Source organism: Kordiimonas pumila, from assembly GCF_015240255.1.
Classification (GTDB): domain Bacteria; phylum Pseudomonadota; class Alphaproteobacteria; order Sphingomonadales; family Kordiimonadaceae; genus Kordiimonas; species Kordiimonas pumila.
The window spans coordinates 3,225,011-3,244,922 of sequence record NZ_CP061205.1 but is presented as its reverse complement, the minus strand read 5'-3'; the positions used below and the strand labels follow the sequence as shown (position 1 = coordinate 3,244,922).

Here is a 19,912-nt window from a genome sequence, read left to right as displayed (position 1 = left end):
TGCCATGTCCCCGCTTGTCACCACACTATAAACATGGGTATAAGGCGCGGGCAATAAAAGGGTGCATGATGCGTAGAACATAGTGCCCCCGTTTCCAGGAGTGATTGACGCCATGGCGCCGCCGATTTTGAGTTTACGTGATATTGAACTGCATTGGGGTTCTGCTCCGGTTCTCGATAAGCTTGAAATGCATATCGGTATGAGCGACAGGCTGTGCCTGATTGGCCGTAACGGCGCAGGTAAATCAACCTTGATGAAAGTGATCGCGGGCCTTATTCAACCTGACGGCGGTGAACGCTGGGTACAGCCGGGTGCCAAGGTTGCCTACCTGCCGCAGGAACCAGACCCAAGTGGTTTTGCTACCCTTTATGATTATATCGCTGCTGGTCTGCCTGAAGCAGAAGCCGATGAAACATACCGTGTAGATGTGTTGGTCGAAGACCTGAAAATTAAAGCGGAAGCAAACCCCATGAGCGCCTCTGGTGGGGAAATGCGGCGTGCAGCGTTGGCCCGCGCCCTGATCGGCGAGCCTGAATTACTACTGCTTGATGAGCCTACAAACCATATGGATATTGCGACCATCGAGTGGTTAGAAGGCTACCTTGCCAGTTGGCGCGGTGCGATGGTGCTGATCAGCCACGACAGGGCTTTTCTGAACCGTTTGTCCAGCGCTAGCCTGTGGCTTGACCGGGGCCGCATTCGCCGCATGGAAGGCAAGTTTGACCAGTTTGAACTGTGGCAGGAAAAAGTTTACGAAGAAGAAGCCGACGCCCTCAAGAAAATGGACAAGCTGATCAAGGAAGAAACCCGCTGGTCAGTGGAAGGTATTAGCGCCCGCCGTACGCGTAATCAGGGCCGTATGCGGCGTTTGCAGGATTTGCGGCAGGAGCGGCGCTCTGTCGTGAAGGCAGAAGGCAGCGTGAATATTTCGGTTGCTGGCGGTGAGCGTTCTGGCGCACGGGTGATAGAGGCCAAAGGCATTAGTAAGTCATATGGTGGACGAACGCTGTTTTCAAACTTTTCAACCAAAATTGCACGCGGCGACCGCATTGGCATAATCGGCCCGAACGGGGCAGGTAAATCCACGTTGTTGAAGGTATTGATGGGCGAAATTGAGCCGGATGAAGGTACGCTGATTACCGGCACCAACCTAGCCTCGATTATGATTGACCAAAAACGTGCTGACCTCAAGGACACTATGACTGTCATGGATGTGCTAACGGGCGGCGAAGGTGACTGGGTTCATATAGGCGACGAGAAAAAACACGTGATGTCTTACATGAAAGATTTCCTGTTCGACCCAAGCGTGGCGCGCACACCTGTTTCCAGCCTGTCCGGCGGGGAGCGTAACCGGCTTTTAATAGCCGCGAATTTCGCGAAACCTTCAAACCTGATTGTGCTTGATGAGCCAACAAACGATCTTGATATGGATACGCTCGACCTGCTGCAAGAAGTGCTGGCAGATTATAAAGGCACTATCATTCTGGTATCGCACGACCGGGATTTTATTGACCGTGTGGTATCCAGCTCCATCGTGCTAGAGGGCGATGGCACGATCACGGAATATGCCGGTGGCTACAGTGATTATAAAGCCCAGAAAAAACGCGCCGCCAAGGCAGCGCCTTCTGATGAAGTGCAAAAAGATACAAAACCTAAGGCAACGGTAGTGTCTATTAATAGTGGGCAGAAGAAAAAATCGGGCAAGCTATCGTATAAAGACCAGCGCGACCTTGATAACCTGCCTGCTGAGGTGGAAACCCTGACCATGCAGATCGCAGAGATGGAAGCCAAACTTTCAGACCCCGACCTATACGGCAAAAACCCGCAGCGGTTTCAGGAGCTGACCGACAAAGTGATAAAAGCCCGCGAGATGGTGGAAGCCAAAGAGATGCGCTGGCTTGAGCTTGAGGAAATGGCCGAGAGCTTTAAGGGGTAACGCCGTTCACCTGAACTTTTTGAATCCAAAGCTCGCTCCAGCGGGCTTTTTTCTCGCTCGTGCTCAGGCTTTTGGGGCTAATGGTTTGTGCGCTTGTAAAAATTGAGCAATCATCAAGCGCGCGGCGGTTAACAGCGCCGACCAGCTTGTCGCCGGTGTTATATGTAACGCAGGCTACCACGCCACAATTTTTGCATATCCACAGGTCAGCTGTTTCGCTGCCCTGTTTAAAGAGCTGAAGGTTGGCTTTATCCTTAATCGTTATATCAAGGGAACCCGTGGCGGCAGATACCCATTCAGCGCCGTGTTTTTCGCAGAAATCACAGTCGCAGGCACGGGGTACCAAGCTTAAGGTATCATCAACATAAAAGCCAATCTCAATGGTGCCGCAGTAGCAACCGCCTTTGTGTAAAGTCATGATCATATCCTTTCAAGCGCGCGTTGCAGGCTAAAGTATGAAGTAAACACAGGCAAGGCCAAGATTTCCCCTGTTCAAGGGCGCTAAATCTGCTAATAAGGGGGCCAACTTAGGGCACATACTGTGCCCCATGCCAACTTTAAGTGATACAGTGACAGAGGATACCCATGGCTGGACATTCCAAGTTTAAAAATATTATGTACCGTAAGGGTGCGCAGGATAAGAAGCGCTCTAAAATGTTCTCGAAATTCAGCCGCGAAATTACCGTTGCCGCCAAAATGGGTGGCGGTGATGTTGATAGCAACCCACGCCTAAGGCTGGCGATTGCTACAGCGCGTGCCCAGTCTATGCCAAAAGACAATATCGAGCGGGCAATTGCAAAAGCCGAAGGCGGCGACGCTGAGAACTACGACGAAATGCGCTATGAAGGCTATGGTTCTGGCGGTGTCGGCGTTATCGTTGAAGCGCTGACAGATAACCGTAACCGCACAGCTTCTGATGTGCGCACGATCTTTAATAAGGCTGGTGGTAATTTGGGCGAAAGTGGCTCGGTTGGTTTTATGTTTGACCGTGTGGGCGAGGTTGTTTTTCCGGTTAGTGTTGCAGATGCAGACGCTGTTTTCGAGGCCGCTTTAGAAGCTGGTGCTGAGGAAGTTGAATCTGACGATGAAAGCCATGTTGTCTATACAGAAGCGGGCGATTTGCATGCTGTTGTGTCTGCGCTTACTGAGGCGCTGGGCCAAGAGCCAGAAAGCGCAAACCTGATCTGGAAACCAAAAGAGCCGATTGCGCTTGATAAAGAAGGTGCCGAAAAAATGATGCGCCTTATTGATGCGCTGGAAGATCATGATGACGTGCAGACTGTGTTTGGTAACTATGACATTCCGGCAGATGTTCTGGAGCAGCTGGCAGCAGATTAACCTGCACTATTCGGGGGAGTATCAAGGTTTTCATGCGTCTTTTAGGGCTTGATCCAGGACTACAAAAAACAGGGTGGGGTGTTGTGGAAAGCCACGGCAACCGCCTTACGCATGTGGCAAACGGTGTGGTGAAGTCTGATAGCAAAAAGTCACTCGCAGAGCGCCTTGTTGAGCTTTATGACGGCTTAACAGAAGTGCTTGCTGAATGGCAGCCATATTCCTGTGCGGTAGAAGAAACCTTCGTGAACAAAAACCCTACCAGTACCTTAAAGCTTGGGCAGGCGCGCGGTATTGCGCTGCTTGTACCATCGCAGGCTGGGCTATTGGTTGCTGAATATACCCCAAACCATGTTAAAAAATCTGTGGTGGGGGCGGGTCATGCCGCCAAGGAACAGGTTGATGCCATGGTGCAGATATTATTACCCGGTGTGAAAATAAATGGCCCTGATGCCGCAGATGCTCTTGCAGTTGCTATTTGTCATGCGCATCATGTGCAGGCAAACGCCAATATGGGCCTTGGCATGAAGGGAGTACCGCGGTGATTGCCAAATTAAAAGGGCTTGTGGATAGCACGGGCGATGATTGGGCCATTCTTGATGTGGTGGGTGTTGGCTATCTGGTGCATGCCAGCAGCCGCAGTCTTTCTGGCTTGCCGTCTGTCGGCGAGGCCGTAAGCCTTTATATTGAAACTGTTGTACGGGAAGATGCGATCACGCTTTATGGCTTTCTGACCGCCTCTGAGCAGGATATGTTCCGGTTGCTTACCAGTGTGCAGGGGGTTGGGGCAAAAGTCGGGCTTGCTATCCTGTCTGCACTGTCGCCGAATGATTTGCAAAACGCGATTGCAGCGCAGGACAAAACCGTTGTGTCGCGTGCCAAAGGTGTGGGACCAAAGGTTGCAACCCGTATCGTGACAGAACTGAAAGACAAGGTAACGGCCTTTGCCTTAAAGCCACAAGGTGTGCAAATGCCTGCGTCTGGTGCGGCACAAGTGGCCCCTGCTGAAAGCGGCGCGGTGGCAGACGCAATTTCAGCACTGGTCAACCTTGGCTATAAGCCGGTGGAGGCGCACGGCGCGGCTGCAAAAGCCGCAAGTGAGCTGGGTGAGGATGCGACGGTTGGCAAATTGGTGCCAGCAGCCCTCAAGCATTTAAGTAGTTTGGCATGACGGAAGCAGAAGACAGAATTGTAAGCGGGAATGAGGCTTCAGGTGATACACTTGATGCAGGCCTTAGGCCGCAGGTTTTGTCAGAGTTTATTGGGCAGGAACAGGCACGCGGCAACTTGCAGGTGTTTATTGAAGCAGCGCGCACCCGCGCGGAGGCAATGGACCATGTGTTGTTTTATGGGCCGCCTGGCCTTGGTAAAACAACGCTTGCGCAGATTGTGGCCCGCGAACTTGGGGTGAATTTCCGGGCGACATCAGGTCCGGTTATTTCCAAAGCGGGGGATTTGGCGGCACTGCTCACCAACCTGCAAGACCGCGATGTTTTGTTTATTGACGAAATCCACAGACTTAACCCGGCTGTGGAGGAAATTCTGTATCCTGCGATGGAAGATTTCCAGCTTGATCTGATTATTGGTGAAGGCCCGGCGGCGCGCAGTGTGCGCATTGACCTGCCGCGCTTTACCCTTGTGGGCGCAACCACACGTTCTGGCCTTATTACAAAGCCGCTTCGGGACCGGTTTGGTATTCCAACCCGGCTTGAATTTTATAAGGTGAGCGAACTGACCGAAGTTGTGCGCCGGGCATCCCGTCTTTTAGGGCTTCCTATAACAGACGAAGGCGCCCGCGAAGTGGCAGCCCGGTCGCGCGGTACGCCGCGTATTGCGGGGCGCTTGCTACGGCGTGTGCGCGATTTTGCCCTTGTGGCGGCAGATGAAAGGGTGGATGCCAAAATTGCTGATGCTGCCCTTACCCGCCTGCAGGTGGATAATTTGGGCCTTGATATTATGGATCGGCGCTATCTTTCCTGTATTGGGGAAACATACACAGGCGGCCCGGTGGGCGTGGAAACACTGGCGGCGGCGCTATCGGAACCGCGTGATGCGATCGAGGATATTATTGAACCGTATCTGATGCAAATAGGCCTTGTGCAGCGCACACCGCGCGGGCGCATGCTATCGCCCGATGGCTGGAAGCATTTGGGGCTTACACCGCCGCGCAGCATAAGTAATGGCCAGATAGACCTTCTGGGGGATAAATAATGACAATGGTACCACCCACAGGTGAATGGAACGGGGGCATCTTTCGGTTTCCCATTCGCATATATTATGAAGACACAGACGTGGGCGGCATGACCTACCATGGCCGCTATGTTAGCTTTTTTGAACGGGTACGCAGCGAAAGCATCCGGGGGTCTGAGGCCGATGTGGATGTGCTTTTCAATATCCCTGACGATGAAGGTGGTCCGCTTACCTATGTAGTGAGCAAGCTGAATATTGCGTATCATCAGCAATCAAAAATAAATGATTTGCTGATTGGCCATAGTATGGTCACAAAAGTACGCGCTGCTGCTATTGAAGCAAAGCAGTGGATTACACGCGGTGATACACTGATTGCCAGTGCTGATATTCTGGTTGCAATTGTTGGGGTTGACGGCAAACCACGCCGCTGGCACCCGAAAGCAAGAGATTGTTGGAAACAATGGATGACAGAGGCACACGAAGCCGGTCATTTAAACGAGTAGATGACGCGTTAAACGCGGGGAGACTTGAATGCAAAACGTAGCCGTTGAGGCAGTTGAACTGGGCGGTAGTGTACCTGATTTTTCGATCATGGGCATGTTTTTTCAGGCTGATATAGTCGTGCAGATTGTGATGCTGCTATTGATTACAGCCAGTGTTTGGGGCTGGTCGATTATTTTTAATACATGGATGCGTGTGCGTGCCGCCAGAAATAAAGCCGATGAGTTTGAAGAAATTTTCTGGTCTGGCAGCAGCATTGATGACCTCTATACACGGCTTAAAAATGCGCCAAACCACCCGCTTGCAGCGGTTTTTGTGGCAGCGATGCGGGAATGGCAGCGCAGCCTAAGTAGCCGTACAAGCGGTGGTGTTGATAAGGTAACCGTACAAGACCGTATTACAAAGGTTATGCATGTAACCACAAGCCGTGAGATGGACCAACTTGAAGGTCAGGTTGGTTACCTTGCAACGATTGGTTCCGCATCGCCTTTTGTCGGTCTCTTTGGTACCGTTTGGGGTATCATGAATAGTTTTACATCTATTGCGCTTGCGTCTGACACGTCGCTGGCAACTGTGGCCCCGGGTATTGCCGAAGCTCTGCTGGCAACGGCGCTTGGGCTTGTCGCGGCAATTCCATCTGTTATTTGGTACAACAAGCTTTCAACAGATATTGGCCGTTACGCCAGCCGTATTGAAGGCTTTTCTGATGAATTTGCGGCCATTCTTTCCCGTCAGCTTGACGAGAGGGGGCACTAATGGGCGCGACAGTTACAAGCGGCACAGGGCGCGGCACGGCCGGCAGGCGTGGGCGTTATAAGCCGATGGCAGAAATTAACGTAACCCCCTTTGTGGATGTTATGCTGGTACTGCTGATTGTTTTTATGGTGGCGGCACCACTGCTTACCGCTGGTGTTCAGGTGGATTTACCCAAAGCGCAAGCAAAACCTCTGCCGCAGGATAATAAGCCGCTTGAGATTACTATTAATCATGAAGGTGCCATATTTATTGTGGAAACTGAAATAACACTTGATGAACTGGTACCGCGCCTAACGGCAATTGCAGGTAATGATAAAGATACCCGCATATATGTGCGGGGCGATACACGGCTGGATTACGGGCAAGTTATGCAGGTGATCGGTGCCATAAATGCTGGTGGTTTCACGAAAGTGGCGCTTGTGGCGGAACAAAAATAGTAACAGGTTGTGGAGTAACACCAAGTGTCTGGTGGTAATTTGGGCTGGATTTTATCGGCACTTCTGCATGTAGGGGTGGTCTTGGTGGCTTTGTTGGGCTTGCCTGAGCTATCACGCCCGCGCCCCACACCGCCGCCGCCTATTGCAATTGAGTTTGTACAAATTGCAGACCAAACACGGCAAACAGCGCCAGAGGAAGTTGTGGAACAGAAACCGCAGGAAGAAGAGCCAGAGAAAAACTATGCTGCTGCAGAGCAAGCGCCTGCGCCAGTAGCTGAAGCTGTACCGCTGCCTGACAAAACACCGCCAAAGAAAGAAGTGGCACCAGAACCGAAACCAAAACTACAGCCAAAGCCTGAAATTTCCGAGGCACGCAAGCTTGCAAGCAATGTGGTGCCACGCACAAAGCCGAAGGCCCCTTCGCGGCTTAAAATTAGCCGGATATCATCGTTGATTGATAAGTCGATCGAGGAAGAGCAGCGCCAAATGGATCAGGCAGATAAAGAGCGCGAGGAAAAACAAAAGGCGAAAAAGCCTGAAGAAAAACCAACGGCATTGGCGCAGTCACTGCGGGGAACTGTTGCAACAGCGTCGCTGCGCGATGCTTTAAGCCAGAAACTTGCTGGATGCTGGACTTTTCCTCGTGGGGCAAAAGATGTTGAAAAAATGCAGGTAACGGTGCGTATTTGGCTTAGACCTGACGGCACACTTTCACGGCCGCCAGAGTTTGTTGATGCTGGTAATCTGGACGATCCAGACCGGGCTTTTTACCGTGTATTTGCAGAAAGCGCCCGCAGAGCGGTGCGTATATGCGAACCATTTGAAGAAGCTTCGCAGTATATTGGTGCGGGGCAAAAATATATTGACTTTAACTTTAACGGCGCTGAATTCGCCGGAGGGTAAACATGGCTATGATTAGGAAGTCTGTAAATCGTATTCTAGGTGTTATTCTTATGTGCCTTGTTGGGGCAAGTATGGCACATGCGCAGCTGCGGGTTGATGTAAACCGCGGTACTATAGACCCCGTGCCAATTGCGATACCTGACTTTGTGCCGGTTCAGGATGTTGAAACGCCGACAGGTACTTTGTCAGATATTGGTGTCAGTATTTCACAGGTCATAACCAGTAACCTTGTTTCAACCGGGCTTTTTAGAGCGGTTGATGAAAATGCGTTTATTGAACGTATTACGGCTGATGTTGTGGCACCTAATTTTGCTTCGTGGCGGCCCCTTGCAGTACAGGGTTTGGTAACGGGGCGCCTTCAAATTCAACCAAACGGTAACCTTCGGGTTGAGTTTCGACTGTGGGATGTGGTTGCCGAAGTGCAAATGGAAGGTGTTGGCTATAATACCCCGGTTTCCAATTGGCGCCGTATTGCCCATGTAATCTCTGACCGGATATATAGCCGCCTTACTGGTGAAGAAGGTTATTTTGACACCCGCATTGTTTATATTGCCGAGCAGGGCGACCCGCTGAACCGTAAAAAGCGCTTGGCAATTATGGATCAGGACGGCGCAAACCAGCAACTTCTGACAGACGGTAGCTACCTTGTTTTAACGCCGCGATTTAGCCCAAATCGTCAGGAAATTACATTCCTTAGCTATTTTAACGATAAACCAAGGGTGTATCTGTTTAACATTCTGTCAAACAGGTTTGAGGTGTTGGGTGATTTCCCGAATATGACCTTTGCTCCGCGTTTTTCACCGGACGGCAACAAGGTGGTTATGTCCCTTGCTGAAAACGGCAATACAGATGTTTATGTTATGGACCTGAGAAGCCGTAAAATGACCAGGCTGACGGATAATCCGGGCATTGATACATCGCCTTCCTATTCGCCAGACGGCAGAAAAATTACGTTCAATTCTGATCGTGGTGGCAGCCAGCAACTGTATGTTATGGATTCAGATGGTCGCAATGTACACCGGATATCTTTTGGTAAAGGGCGCTATGCAACACCGGTTTGGTCACCGCGCGGCGACCTGATTGCGTTCACTAAAATTGGGGACAGCAAGTTTAGAATTGGTGTTATGAACCCCGAGGGCAAGGGAGAACGCTTGTTGACAGACGCTTTTCAGGATGAGGGGCCAACATGGTCACCTAATGGGCGCGTGTTAATGTTCTTTAGGACAAACCCTTATGATGGTTCAAGCGCTTCTGGCAGACCTAGCCTATGGTCGGTGGACCTGACAGGCTATAATGAACGCAAGGTCTCAACACCGTTTGATGCCAGTGACCCAGCATGGTCGCCGCCTCTACCAGTTACGTCAAAATAGCAGGTTTAAGTGTCGTTACAGGCTGATATTGAAAGGCATATAGCGCTTTTAGAACAAGGCCAGATACTGGAAGCGATGGACCAGTTTCTGGCTGATTACGGCGTTATGTATGCAAACGGTGCCGTATTCGGTGAAGGCCTGCATGATTGCATGGCGCGTCAAATGCCTTTTATGCAATCAGTAACGCAGCTTACATGCACTATTTCAGGTTTATTTGTTGATACGTTCAGCGAATTTTGCGTTTTCAAGAACTTTGTTTCGTATAGTGGGGCAGAGGGCTTGCCGCATACGGTTGACGGGCTGCATATTCAAATGTGGGCAGGCGGTAAAATAGCGTCTGAATGGTATTTTAGCGGCGACAATATGGCGGATATCATCGCCGCTGGAATTTTAGCAGATCCAGCTCATATTCTGGAACTGCTTTAGATTACATGACCGGCACACCAATTATGTTTTGGTGGAAAGTAAAGAATATTCCATAAACGCCGATACCTATCAGCACAGTAATAATATCGCTGATCGGGGACACTTTATCGCGTTTCACCCACACGCCGTCGCGCCGGTTGGTGGCCCATATGCTGACAAGGCTGAAAATAATAAAGCCCCCAAACAGCAGAACTGAGCGGTTCTCGCCGTTTGCAAACAGGTGGCCAATACCCCAGATGGTTACCCCTATAAGCTGTGGGTGCCGCAGGATACGCCTAATGTTTGTGGGGGCGTTGCTTGCAATAAAAAGTATGATGCCAATAAGCACGAACAGGAAAGTAACATGCTTCCCCCAAACTGGCGGCGAGTATATTTGGATTACATCAACAGATTGCCAGCCCATCACGATAACAACAAAGCTGCAGAGGGAGGCAAGGGCAAACAGGCCTTTATAGGGTAATGCGCCAATTTTGCCGATAAGGTTAGTGCGGAGTGCTTGCCCAAAATAGGGTATCATATGTAGCCCAAAAAACAGGGCTATTCCAAGAAACAAGATGGCCATCTATATATCCTTTTGTTCATGACAGACACAGAGAATACCGCGAAATGGCCGGATTTAATACAGCAATATGACGCTTAATTTGCGAGCCACACTATTACCATAGTTTAGACACAGAAATCACAATTAAGGCGGGTACTCTACTTCTTGAGGGGCAAATGTAGTGGAGGATAAGCCATGAAACATTTTTTTAAACATACAGTTAGTGCAACAGTAATGATTTTTTCTTTGGGTGCTGGTTCTGCGGTGTTGGCAGATGCGCCCAAATTGATGTTGGCCCAGTATAACCAGCAGGCAGACCGTGAGTATGCGCGGGAACTAGCGGCTTTGATTAAGCGTCAGCAACAGGAATGGGACGCCATGATTGAAGAGCAAAGTAATGACATGACAAATGCATCAACCGACGCAGATCGGTCCAAGCTTGCGATGGAGCACAGAAAACAGCGCAAGGAAATGGAACAAGAGCATAAAGAACAGATTGCTGACCTGAAGGAAGACCATAAAAGCAGTTAGGCTATTCTATTTGCGGCAGGCCGTGTGGCCTGCCGGCATTTATGGTTACACCGTTGCTTGCAGTGTAGGCACTTGAAATGTTGTATCAGCCCGGCACAGAAACCATGGGTTTAAAAAGGTGGTTAGGTCTTTTGCATAGGTGAGCGGTGCTCCACCTACCACTTCAACAGAACCGCCAGCCGCCAGAAGAACAGCATGTGCCGCCGCTGTATCCCATTCACATGTTGGGCCTAGACGAGGGTAAAGGTCTGCTTCGCCGGTTGCTAACAGACAGAGTTTCAGGCTGGAGCCAATTGAAACATTGTCTGCACCGGGAAAATTCTCGAGATAGGCTTCCAACTCAGAGGAGCGATGTGATTTGCTGGCGACTATAACAAGCTTATCCGGGTTGGCGGTGCGGGTGGATATGGATTTTGTATTTATGATACTATTATCTTCAACATCAGCGACCCATGCACCCGAGCCTACAATGCCCCAGTAAAGTTTATTCATGGCAGGGGCAAGAACTAGCCCCATAATGGGGTGGCCGTCTTTGATTAGGCCAATATTAACGGTAAAATCAGAGCCTTTTTTAACAAACTCTTTTGTACCGTCCAGGGGGTCAACAAGCCAAAATATACCACCAGAGATATCAGGGCACTGGCCTTCTGATTTTGCTTCTTCGCCAACAACAGGGATGTCAGGGGCAATTTTATGAAGTGCTTTTGTTATGATTTCTTCGCCGCGCCGGTCTGCTTCGGTGACAGGCGATGTATCTGCTTTGCCGTAAACTTCAAAGTTTGAATGAAAAACTTTCATCACTACACTGCCTGCGTGTAGCATGGTCTTAATCAGTGGCTCGGTTATTCTATGCAGATCAGGTGTCATAACTACCCCAAAAAATTAACTATACTGGTTTTGTTGCTTGGCCCTGATGCATTCCTTGGTTAAAGTAGCGTGTCAGAGCAGTTGTTATTGCTTTATAGGTATTAAATAACTGCCTGTCATGAGAAACCTGTCGTATTTCATTTAGATGGTATACTGGCGGTGCATAGGGGGAGAAAAGATGTCTGATCTGGATTTTGCTTCGCTGTTATGTTCGCGATTGTGTCATGATCTTGTTAGCCCTGTGGGAGCGATTAATAACGGGCTTGAAATTCTGGCAGAAGAAAAAGATCCCGCAATGCGCGATGCTGTGCTTGATCTTATTGATAAATCGACAAGACAGACAGTTAATAAATTACAGTTTTTCAGGCTTGCCTTTGGGGCGGCTGGGGGCTTTTCCGCACAGCTTGATATGCGCGAAGCTGAAAAAGCTACACGCGCCCTGATAAGTGGCAGCCGCATTGAAATGGATTGGCAGGTATCTGTACCAAGTGCGAGCAAAAGCGTTGTGAAGCTGCTTTTAAACCTGTGTCTTGTGGTTTCTGAAACACTTATCCGGGGCGGCAAAATTACGGTTCAACTAGATGAAGCAGATGAGGCCATTAATATATCGGTGCTTGCGAGTGGTGCACGTATTATTTTTCCTGAAAATATCAGAGCCACACTGACAGCAGGAAATGCTATGGATGAACTGGAACCAAGAACCGCTCCTGCACATCTTGCATCGCTTCTTGTGCGTGAATTAGGTGGGCATCTGGAACTTGATTTTACAGAAGGCGAGCAAATTGCAGTGCATGCAAGCTTACTTAAAAAAGCATTATAATTAATAATTACGATAGGTTTTACACGTTCTTAACTCTTTTTACCTTAGGCTGGCTTCGTGACATTATTTGTACATCAATATCTTATACGTACACACGCTTTTCCTTGCATGGATGACGGACATGGATGATTTATTAAATGAATTTTTAACGGAAACAGGCGAGAGCATTGACGTTGTTGATGTTGAGCTTGTTAAGCTGGAGCAGGACCCAAACAATAAAGAGGTTCTCGATAATATATTCCGTTTGGTTCACACAATTAAAGGAACGTGCGGATTTTTAGGCCTGCCGAGGCTTGAATCTGTTGCGCATGCTTCAGAAAACGTTCTGGGGAAGTTTAGGGACGGCGAGTTACTGGTTTCAGAGCATGCTGTAACCGTTATTCTGGAAAGCCTTGATTGTATTAAGGAAATTCTGGCAGGGCTTGAAGCAACGGAAGAAGAGCCAGACGGGGATGATAGCGATCTTATTAGTCGGTTAGATGCTATTGCCGAGGGTGAGATAAGCGCCCCTGATGAGCCTGAACCAAATACCGTTGAAGGCGAAATTATTGACCCGGTTCTAGGACGTCCGTTGAAGGCTGGCGAAGTTTCCCTTGAGGAACTGGAAGCTGTTTTTAATGCGGCACCAGGGCCGGATGAAGGCGCTGACGAAAAGCCTGAGCCATCAAAGTCATCTGCAAAGTCTACCCAAAAATCACTATTTGATCGTGTTGGCGGTGAAGATTCGATCGCTGTTGCTTCACACTTGATTGCTTCGCGCCTTTCCAACGACGCAAATTTGGCAAAGTTTTTTGAAAACTCTACGCTAGATCAGCGCAAGGGTCGCTTCATGGGGCTGATGATTGCCTTGTTTAAAGATGACCTCGATACAGCAGATACTGTTGGTCGCCAGCTTGTGACTGTGACAGGGTTTGGCGATAGGCAATTTGACCAGCTTTTGACCGTTGTTAAGGATGTGCTTGCTGAATGCAAAGTGTCAGAGGATGCTGTTGATGAAGCCGTAATGACGTTTGAACTTGTTCGCGAGGCTGTTATTACCGCCTCTAAAGTGCTGGCAAAAGCGCCAGCTAATAAAGCTGGGCAAGAAGCAAAGGCCGGTGCCGCTAACCAGCAAGACACGTCTGGGCAGGAAAGTAAGCGTGTTAGCCAGTCTATCAGAGTAAGCGTGGATTTGCTGGAAGACCTGATGAACATGGTGTCGGAACTGGTGCTGACACGTAACCAGCTTTTACAAATTACCCGCGATATTGATAATTCCGAACTTGCCGTGCCGTTGCAGCGCCTAAGCCAGTGCACAACCGAGCTTCAGGAAAATGTTATGAAAACGCGCATGCAGCCGATTGGGAACGCATGGGCGAAGCTGCCTCGGATTGTACGGGATTTGACAGTCGAGCTTGATAAGAAAATCGAGCTGGAAATGATCGGTGCAGAAACCGAACTTGACCGGCAGGTCTTAGAGCTGATTAAAGATCCGCTAACGCATATGGTGCGTAACTCGGCGGACCACGGTACAGAAACACCGGCAGAGCGTATTGCACTGGGCAAGCCTGCGCATGGCACAATTGTATTGAATGCGTACCATGAGGGCGGCCATATTATCATTGAAATCAAGGATGATGGCCGCGGTATTTCTGTTTCTAAGCTCTCTAGTAAAATTCTGGAGAAAGGCCTTGCGACCAAGGCCGAGCTTGAAGACATGTCTGATACGCAGGTTCAGAAGTTTATTTTCCACCCGGGGTTTTCTACGGCTGAAAAGGTTACCAGCGTTTCTGGGCGCGGTGTTGGTATGGACGTTGTCCGCTCTAACATTGAAAAAATTGGCGGCACCATTGATATGGTGTCCATTGAAGGCAAGGGAACGTCTTTCTCTATTAAAATACCACTAACACTTGCGATTGTGGCGGGCTTGATTGTGAAAGCCGCCGACGAACGTTATGCTATTCCTCAGATCAGTGTTTTAGAGCTTGTGCGGGCCTCTGCCAAATCAGAACACAAAATTGAAAACATTAAGGATACACCTGTTCTGCGCTTGCGGAACAGGCTGTTGCCGCTTGTGTATTTGAATGAGGTTCTGGGGTTCATGACCCGCGCAGAAATTGATGCACGCGAAAATGTGGATGACTTTATTGTTGTTACACAGGTTGGCCCTTTTACTTTTGGTATCGTTGTCGATCAGGTTTTTGATACAGAAGAGATCGTTGTAAAACCAGTTGCCCCTATCTTGAAGGACCTTCAAATCTATTCAGGAAATACCATTCTGGGTGATGGTAGTGTGATTATGATTTTGGATCCAAATGGTATTGCTTCCCTTGCCAATAACGGGGTTAGTGACCACGAGGCAGAAGCCGAAGCAGAGAAAGAACAAATTAGAAAAGCGGCAAAAGGCACAACTGAAAGTATGCTGGTCTTTGCGGCGGGCAATAAAAACCCGAAAGCTGTGCCTTTAGGTTTAGTTGCGCGGCTTGAGGAAATTGATATTGCCAGCGTTGAAATTTCTGACGGCAGGCATATGGTGCAATACCGTGGCTCGCTGATGCCGCTTATTCTCGCTGATCAGGGTATGAAACTTCAGGAAAGTGGCAGGCAGCCGGTTCTAGTGTTTACCGACCGTGAATATACCATGGGGCTGGCCGTCGATGAAATTAAAGACATTGTTGAAGAACATCTGGATGTAAAACTGGCATCGAGCAGAGACGGTGTTGTTGGCTCAGCGGTTATTGACGGTAAAACAACGGAAGTGATTGATGTTTCCTACTATCTTGGCCTTGCCTTTAGTGACTGGCTAAAAAGCGGTGCGCAGCGAGATGACGGCGCTCCGGAAAAGGGTGTGAGCCTCTTGTTTGTTGATGACAGTGATTTTTTCAGGAATATGCTTAACCCTGTTTTGGGTGTGGCGGGCTATGATGTTACTTCTGTGTCTAGTGCTGCCGCTGCTTTGAAACTCATGGATGAAGGCTATAGTTTTGATGTGATTGTTTCAGATATTGATATGCCTAAAATGGATGGTTTCGAGTTTGCTCAGGCTATAAAAGCAAGCGATAACTGGAATAAAATTCCGCTTGTTGCCCTTTCTGCTATGGCAACAGAGCGCGATATCCGGCGCGGTCATGAGGCAGGCTTTGATGATTATATCGCCAAATATGATAAGGCCACACTGCTCAGAAGCCTTGCTCAACAGCTTAAGATCAAAGGAGATGCAGCATGAATAACCTCGTTGTGCGCGATGATCTAAGTGTTGTTGGAACTGGCAGCAAAGATTATGTCACCATCAAGGTTGGTGGCCAGACACTTGGTATCCCGGTTCTTGGTGTGCATGATGTTTTAAATGCACAGCAGATTACAAAAATCCCGCTCGCCCCAAACTGGGTGGCCGGGGTACTGAATTTACGTGGTCGTATTGTTACCGCGATTGATTTAAGGTGCAGGCTAGGGCTGCCGCCACTTGAAAAAGGTAAGCAAAGCATGTCTGTGGTTGTAGAGCATAATGAGGAGCCATACAGCCTACAGATCGACGCAGTTGGGGAAGTTTTGTCACTGGATGACCAGTTGTTCGAAAAAAACCCAGTGACACTTGACCCACGTTGGCGGGAAGTGAGCCGGGGGATTTACCGTCTTGAAGGGGAATTGCTACCTATTCTTGACGTAAACAGATTATTAGCATTTGAAAGTAACGGCAAGGCTGCATAACTGGTGCTGGCAGTATAGTATAGCCATTGAACCGGTAGAAGGAATTGGGAGAGGTCTGCAAATGAAGTTATGCTTGGTAGTGGACGATTCAAAGGTTATCCGTAAGGTTGCACGGCGCATCCTTGAGGAATTAAGCTTTGAAATCGAAGAAGCGGTTGATGGGCAGGATGCGCTTGACGCATGCGACAGAAACATGCCTGACGTGATTCTACTGGATTGGAATATGCCGGTTATGGATGGTCTGGAGTTTTTGAAAGCAATTAGATCACGAGAGGGTATTGAACAGCCCATTGTAGTCTTTTGCACAACAGAAAACGATATGTCTCATATTCGTACTGCGATTGAGGCTGGGGCAAATGAGTATATCATGAAGCCTTTTGACCGCGAAATAATTGAAGCCAAGTTTTCACAAGTCGGCTTGATTTAGCCATATTTTTTGAGTGATTTTAACAGTGAATAAACCTGAAAAATCGGTAGATACCGGTGGTCCTTTCCGCGTTATGGTTGTTGATGACAGCGCCATTATTAGGGGATTTTTATGCCGTTATCTTTCTGAAGATTCTGATATTGAAGTGGTAACAACCGCCCATAATGGCCAAATTGCGCTGCGTAATCTTGACACCAATGATATTGAAGTTGTTGTGCTTGATATTGAAATGCCTGAAATGGATGGCATGACAGCCTTGCCTCTTATGTTAGAAAAACACCCAGACTTAAAAGTGGTTATGGCATCTACACTGACACGCAAGAATGCAGAAATAAGCCTGCGTGCTTTGCAAATGGGCGCCGTTGATTATGTTCCGAAGCCTGAAACAGCACGCTCTGTTAATGCTAATATTGATTTTCGCCGCGAGCTTGTTGAAAAAGTAAAGGCGTGGGCGTCTGTTCGCCGTAAAAAGCGGGGGGACAAGTTACCGGCTGCCACTACCGTAGGGGCGGCTCAACCAGCCGGGTTCGTGCGCCCTGCAGAACGTGCGCAGCCCGCAGGCTTTGTGTCGGTACCGCGGCGTGTTGTTGCCCCAGTCGCTGTAGTTGCAAGACCAAGAGCTATTGACGATGATATTCCGACAACTGTACCGCAGCAGAAAAATATCCAGCTTAGGCCCGCAACATACGTAAGGCCTGCCGTGCTGCTGGTAGGGTCTTCGACGGGGGGACCTCAGGCTTTGCTAAAGTTTTTTCAAGGCTTTGAAAAAGCACCTAATATGCCTATTCTGATTACGCAGCACATGCCTGCTAATTTTACAGCAATTCTGGCAAAGCATCTGCAGCATGCAACAGGATGGGAAGCTGCTGAGGCGGTTGATGGTGAAACATTGTTGCCGGGCCAAATATATGTAGCCCCAGGCGGTAAGCATCTTGAGATTGAAAGTTCAGACGGCAAGAAAAAGGCCCGTTTGACGGACGACCCACCTGAGAATTTTTGTAAACCAGCGGTAGACCCTTTATTTAGAAGCGCTGCAACTGTTTACGGCGATAAAGTTATGGCTGTTATGCTAACCGGTATGGGGCATGATGGTCTGCGCGGGGCGCGGGAACTGGTACGTTCTGGTAGCACCCTTTATGCGCAGGATGAGGCCAGCAGTGTTGTATGGGGAATGCCTGGGGCGGTTGCCACGGCTGGTTTATGCGCTGCTGTATTGCCAATAAATGATCTTGGGGCCGCTGTGTCCAAAAGATTGCAAGGAGGAAACGGATGAGAACAGAAGATTTTGATTTCCTCGCAAAGTTGCTGAAAGAAAAGTCTGGGCTGATGCTGACGCCAGACAAAGTGTATCTGCTGGAAAGCCGGTTAACCCCGCTTGCCCGCAAACGCGGTATGGATACACTTGATACACTTGTGCAACAACTGCGTATGCGGGCAGATCTAGGGCTTGTGAAAGATGTCATGGAAGCCATGACAACAAACGAGTCCTTCTTTTTTCGGGATAATACGCCCTTTGATCTGTTTAAAAACCATGTGGCACCTGCGATAGCAAAAGCACGGGATACCCAGAAGCGCTTGCGTATTTGGTGTGCGGCAGCCTCTACTGGGCAAGAGCCTTATTCTCTGGCCATTATTCTGCGTGAAAACTGGGCAAAGTGGCGTGACTGGAATATTGAAATAGTTGGCACTGATATTTGCACAAAAGTGTTGGACAAGGCAAAGGCCGGTGAATATAGCCAGTTTGAAGTGCAGCGCGGGTTACCTATCCAACTGCTTATTAAATATTTCACACAAGACGGCGATGTATGGCGGTTAAGTAATGATATCCGTAGTATGGTTTCATATCGGCCTTTTAATCTGTTAGATAACTTTGCACCGCTAGGGACATTTGACGTTATTTATTGCCGTAATGTGCTTATTTATTTTGATCAACAGACGAAATCTGCGGTTCTGGAGCGTATGAGCAAAACTCTTGCAAAAGATGGTGCGCTTTTTCTTGGTGCTGCTGAGACAGTGCTGGGCATCACAGAAGCTTTCAAACCTGTGCGCGGTCAGCGTGGTTTGTATGTGTCTTCTAACTGTGGGGTTGAACAGCCTTTTGGGTTTGATTGATAAGGCCCTTTATGCTGCGGTAGATATAAAAAAGCAGCAAGATAATTGCTGCTTTTTTACTGTGTCACAAAATGAAAAGGCTTAGCTTGCCGCGGCAATATTATCATCCGACGGGCTTCTCAGTACATAGCCACGACCCCATACTGTTTCAATATAGTTGTCACCGTCCGAGGCGGTCGCCAGTTTTTTCCTGAGCTTGCAGATGAAAACGTCAATAATTTTCAATTCTGGTTCATCTATACCGCCGTACAGGTGATTCAGGAACATTTCCTTTGTCAAAGTACTCCCTTTTCTAAGGGATAAAAGTTCTAGCATTGCATACTCTTTGCCGGTTAAGTGGACACGCTGGTTCGCAACCTCAACCGTTTTTGTATCAAGATTAACGGCAAGTTTCCCTGTTTTGATGATCGACTGTGAATGCCCCTTAGAGCGGCGGACAATCGCATGAATACGGGCAACAAGCTCTTCTTTGTGAAAAGGTTTGGTGAGGTAGTCGTCGGCACCAAAACCAAGGCCTTTGACCTTGTTTTCCATTTCAGTAAGGCCGGAAAGAATTAAGATAGGTGTATTCACCTTCGCTGTGCGTAGTTTTTTTAGAACATCATAACCGTGCATATCAGGTAGGTTAAGGTCTAGTAGGATAATGTCATAGTCATACAGCTTTCCAAGGTCGAGACCTTCTTCACCCAAGTCTGTGCTATATACATTAAACCCTTCAGAACCAAGCATAAGCTCGATGCTGCGGGAAACTGTTGGATCATCTTCAATTAAAAGAACACGCATATTCCATCCCCCATAATAGATGTAATTTTGCAGAAGCTATTTACTTAGCTAGTTCAACACAGCCGGCTAACACAATTAAAAAAACCAGCTATAAACGCGTGTCTGCATAGTTAATATTAACTAAGGTTAACATATTTTAAAAGAAAAATTAAATTTTAACGTAATTGGTTTGACCTAAATTGCCTGACCTTTTACGAATCTTTAAAACAGCTAGTCTAATGTAGCGGGTATGTTAGTCGGGCTGATTCTAAAATAATGAGCGATTCAGGCATTAGCTTCAATAGCGTGCT

Annotated in this window: 22 protein-coding genes; 18 read left to right on the top strand and 4 right to left on the bottom strand. The window is 48.5% G+C overall.

All coding sequences use genetic code 11. The features are described 5' to 3' along the window. Positions 1-112: 112 nt before the first annotated feature. Positions 113-1,936: an ATP-binding cassette domain-containing protein gene (locus ICL80_RS14345; RefSeq protein ID WP_194213425.1), complete on the top strand. Its 1,824-nt coding sequence runs from the start codon at positions 113-115 to the stop codon at positions 1,934-1,936. Here ICL80_RS14345 and ICL80_RS14340 read toward each other — a convergent pair. After that, complete coding sequence (locus ICL80_RS14340; protein WP_194213424.1) at positions 1,926-2,354, bottom strand: GFA family protein; 429 nt, start codon at positions 2,352-2,354, stop codon at positions 1,926-1,928. The genes ICL80_RS14345 and ICL80_RS14340 overlap by 11 nt on opposite strands. 167 nt (positions 2,355-2,521) lie before the next feature. Here ICL80_RS14340 and ICL80_RS14335 point away from each other — a divergent pair, with 167 nt between their 5' ends. The 10 genes from ICL80_RS14335 to ICL80_RS14290 are packed head-to-tail and all read left to right on the top strand — an operon-like array spanning position 2,522 to position 9,854. Beyond that, positions 2,522-3,274, top strand: coding sequence for a YebC/PmpR family DNA-binding transcriptional regulator (locus ICL80_RS14335; RefSeq protein ID WP_194213423.1), 753 nt, complete (start codon positions 2,522-2,524; stop codon positions 3,272-3,274). A gap of 32 nt (positions 3,275-3,306) precedes the next feature. Further along, positions 3,307-3,816 (top strand): crossover junction endodeoxyribonuclease RuvC, encoded by a 510-nt coding sequence (gene ruvC, locus ICL80_RS14330; RefSeq protein WP_194213422.1) that lies wholly within the window; start codon positions 3,307-3,309, stop codon positions 3,814-3,816. Continuing rightward, on the top strand, positions 3,813-4,442 hold the full coding sequence (ruvA, locus tag ICL80_RS14325) for a Holliday junction branch migration protein RuvA (protein WP_194213421.1): 630 nt from the start codon (positions 3,813-3,815) through the stop codon (positions 4,440-4,442). Before ruvC ends, ruvA begins: the two co-directional genes overlap by 4 nt. Next, complete coding sequence (ruvB, locus tag ICL80_RS14320; RefSeq protein WP_194213420.1) at positions 4,439-5,482, top strand: Holliday junction branch migration DNA helicase RuvB; 1,044 nt, start codon at positions 4,439-4,441, stop codon at positions 5,480-5,482. Before ruvA ends, ruvB begins: the two co-directional genes overlap by 4 nt. Then, positions 5,482-5,964, top strand: coding sequence for a hotdog domain-containing protein (locus ICL80_RS14315; RefSeq protein WP_194213419.1), 483 nt, complete (start codon positions 5,482-5,484; stop codon positions 5,962-5,964). The genes ruvB and ICL80_RS14315 overlap by 1 nt, the downstream gene beginning before the upstream one ends. A gap of 28 nt (positions 5,965-5,992) precedes the next feature. Next, positions 5,993-6,718 (top strand): protein TolQ, encoded by a 726-nt coding sequence (tolQ, locus tag ICL80_RS14310; RefSeq protein WP_194213418.1) that lies wholly within the window; start codon positions 5,993-5,995, stop codon positions 6,716-6,718. Further along, a complete protein-coding gene (tolR, locus tag ICL80_RS14305) occupies positions 6,718-7,155 on the top strand; it encodes a protein TolR (RefSeq protein ID WP_194213417.1) in 438 nt (145 codons plus the stop codon). Before tolQ ends, tolR begins: the two co-directional genes overlap by 1 nt. Before the next feature lie 24 nt (positions 7,156-7,179). After that, complete coding sequence (locus ICL80_RS14300; protein ID WP_194213416.1) at positions 7,180-8,058, top strand: hypothetical protein; 879 nt, start codon at positions 7,180-7,182, stop codon at positions 8,056-8,058. An 8-nt stretch (positions 8,059-8,066) separates the two neighbouring features. Beyond that, positions 8,067-9,428, top strand: coding sequence for a Tol-Pal system beta propeller repeat protein TolB (gene tolB, locus ICL80_RS14295; RefSeq protein ID WP_380083284.1), 1,362 nt, complete (start codon positions 8,067-8,069; stop codon positions 9,426-9,428). 9 nt (positions 9,429-9,437) lie between these two features. Then, on the top strand, positions 9,438-9,854 hold the full coding sequence (locus tag ICL80_RS14290) for a hypothetical protein (protein WP_194213414.1): 417 nt from the start codon (positions 9,438-9,440) through the stop codon (positions 9,852-9,854). Between the two features lies 1 nt (position 9,855). On the opposite strand, the gene ICL80_RS14285 is transcribed toward ICL80_RS14290, so the two are convergent. Beyond that, positions 9,856-10,416: an NnrU family protein gene (locus ICL80_RS14285; RefSeq protein WP_194213413.1), complete on the bottom strand. Its 561-nt coding sequence runs from the start codon at positions 10,414-10,416 to the stop codon at positions 9,856-9,858. A gap of 174 nt (positions 10,417-10,590) precedes the next feature. On the opposite strand from ICL80_RS14285, the gene ICL80_RS14280 reads away from it, so the two are divergent. Further along, on the top strand, positions 10,591-10,926 hold the full coding sequence (locus ICL80_RS14280; protein WP_194213411.1) for a hypothetical protein: 336 nt from the start codon (positions 10,591-10,593) through the stop codon (positions 10,924-10,926). Between the two features lie 45 nt (positions 10,927-10,971). Here the strand turns inward: ICL80_RS14280 and cysQ are convergent, their stop codons facing one another. Further along, a complete protein-coding gene (gene cysQ / locus ICL80_RS14275; RefSeq protein ID WP_194213409.1) occupies positions 10,972-11,793 on the bottom strand; it encodes a 3'(2'),5'-bisphosphate nucleotidase CysQ in 822 nt (273 codons plus the stop codon). A gap of 178 nt (positions 11,794-11,971) precedes the next feature. On the opposite strand from cysQ, the gene ICL80_RS14270 reads away from it, so the two are divergent. From ICL80_RS14270 to ICL80_RS14240, 6 genes are all read left to right on the top strand, one after another. Beyond that, positions 11,972-12,613 (top strand): histidine phosphotransferase family protein, encoded by a 642-nt coding sequence (locus ICL80_RS14270; protein WP_194213407.1) that lies wholly within the window; start codon positions 11,972-11,974, stop codon positions 12,611-12,613. 121 nt (positions 12,614-12,734) lie between these two features. Then, positions 12,735-15,818 carry a hybrid sensor histidine kinase/response regulator gene (locus ICL80_RS14260; RefSeq protein WP_228073560.1) on the top strand — a complete coding sequence of 1,028 codons (3,084 nt, stop codon included), beginning with the start codon at positions 12,735-12,737 and terminating at the stop codon, positions 15,816-15,818. Continuing rightward, positions 15,815-16,300, top strand: a complete 486-nt coding sequence (locus tag ICL80_RS14255; RefSeq protein ID WP_194213404.1) for a chemotaxis protein CheW — start codon at positions 15,815-15,817, stop codon at positions 16,298-16,300. The genes ICL80_RS14260 and ICL80_RS14255 overlap by 4 nt, the downstream gene beginning before the upstream one ends. Before the next feature lie 61 nt (positions 16,301-16,361). Then, positions 16,362-16,727 (top strand): response regulator, encoded by a 366-nt coding sequence (locus ICL80_RS14250; RefSeq protein WP_194213402.1) that lies wholly within the window; start codon positions 16,362-16,364, stop codon positions 16,725-16,727. A 73-nt stretch (positions 16,728-16,800) separates the two neighbouring features. Further along, complete coding sequence (locus ICL80_RS14245) at positions 16,801-18,000, top strand: protein-glutamate methylesterase/protein-glutamine glutaminase (RefSeq protein WP_194215887.1); 1,200 nt, start codon at positions 16,801-16,803, stop codon at positions 17,998-18,000. Further along, positions 17,997-18,839: a CheR family methyltransferase gene (locus tag ICL80_RS14240; protein WP_194213400.1), complete on the top strand. Its 843-nt coding sequence runs from the start codon at positions 17,997-17,999 to the stop codon at positions 18,837-18,839. Before ICL80_RS14245 ends, ICL80_RS14240 begins: the two co-directional genes overlap by 4 nt. 81 nt (positions 18,840-18,920) lie before the next feature. Here the strand turns inward: ICL80_RS14240 and ctrA are convergent, their stop codons facing one another. Beyond that, complete coding sequence (gene ctrA, locus ICL80_RS14235; protein WP_194213398.1) at positions 18,921-19,622, bottom strand: response regulator transcription factor CtrA; 702 nt, start codon at positions 19,620-19,622, stop codon at positions 18,921-18,923. Between the last annotated feature and the right edge of the window lie 290 nt (positions 19,623-19,912).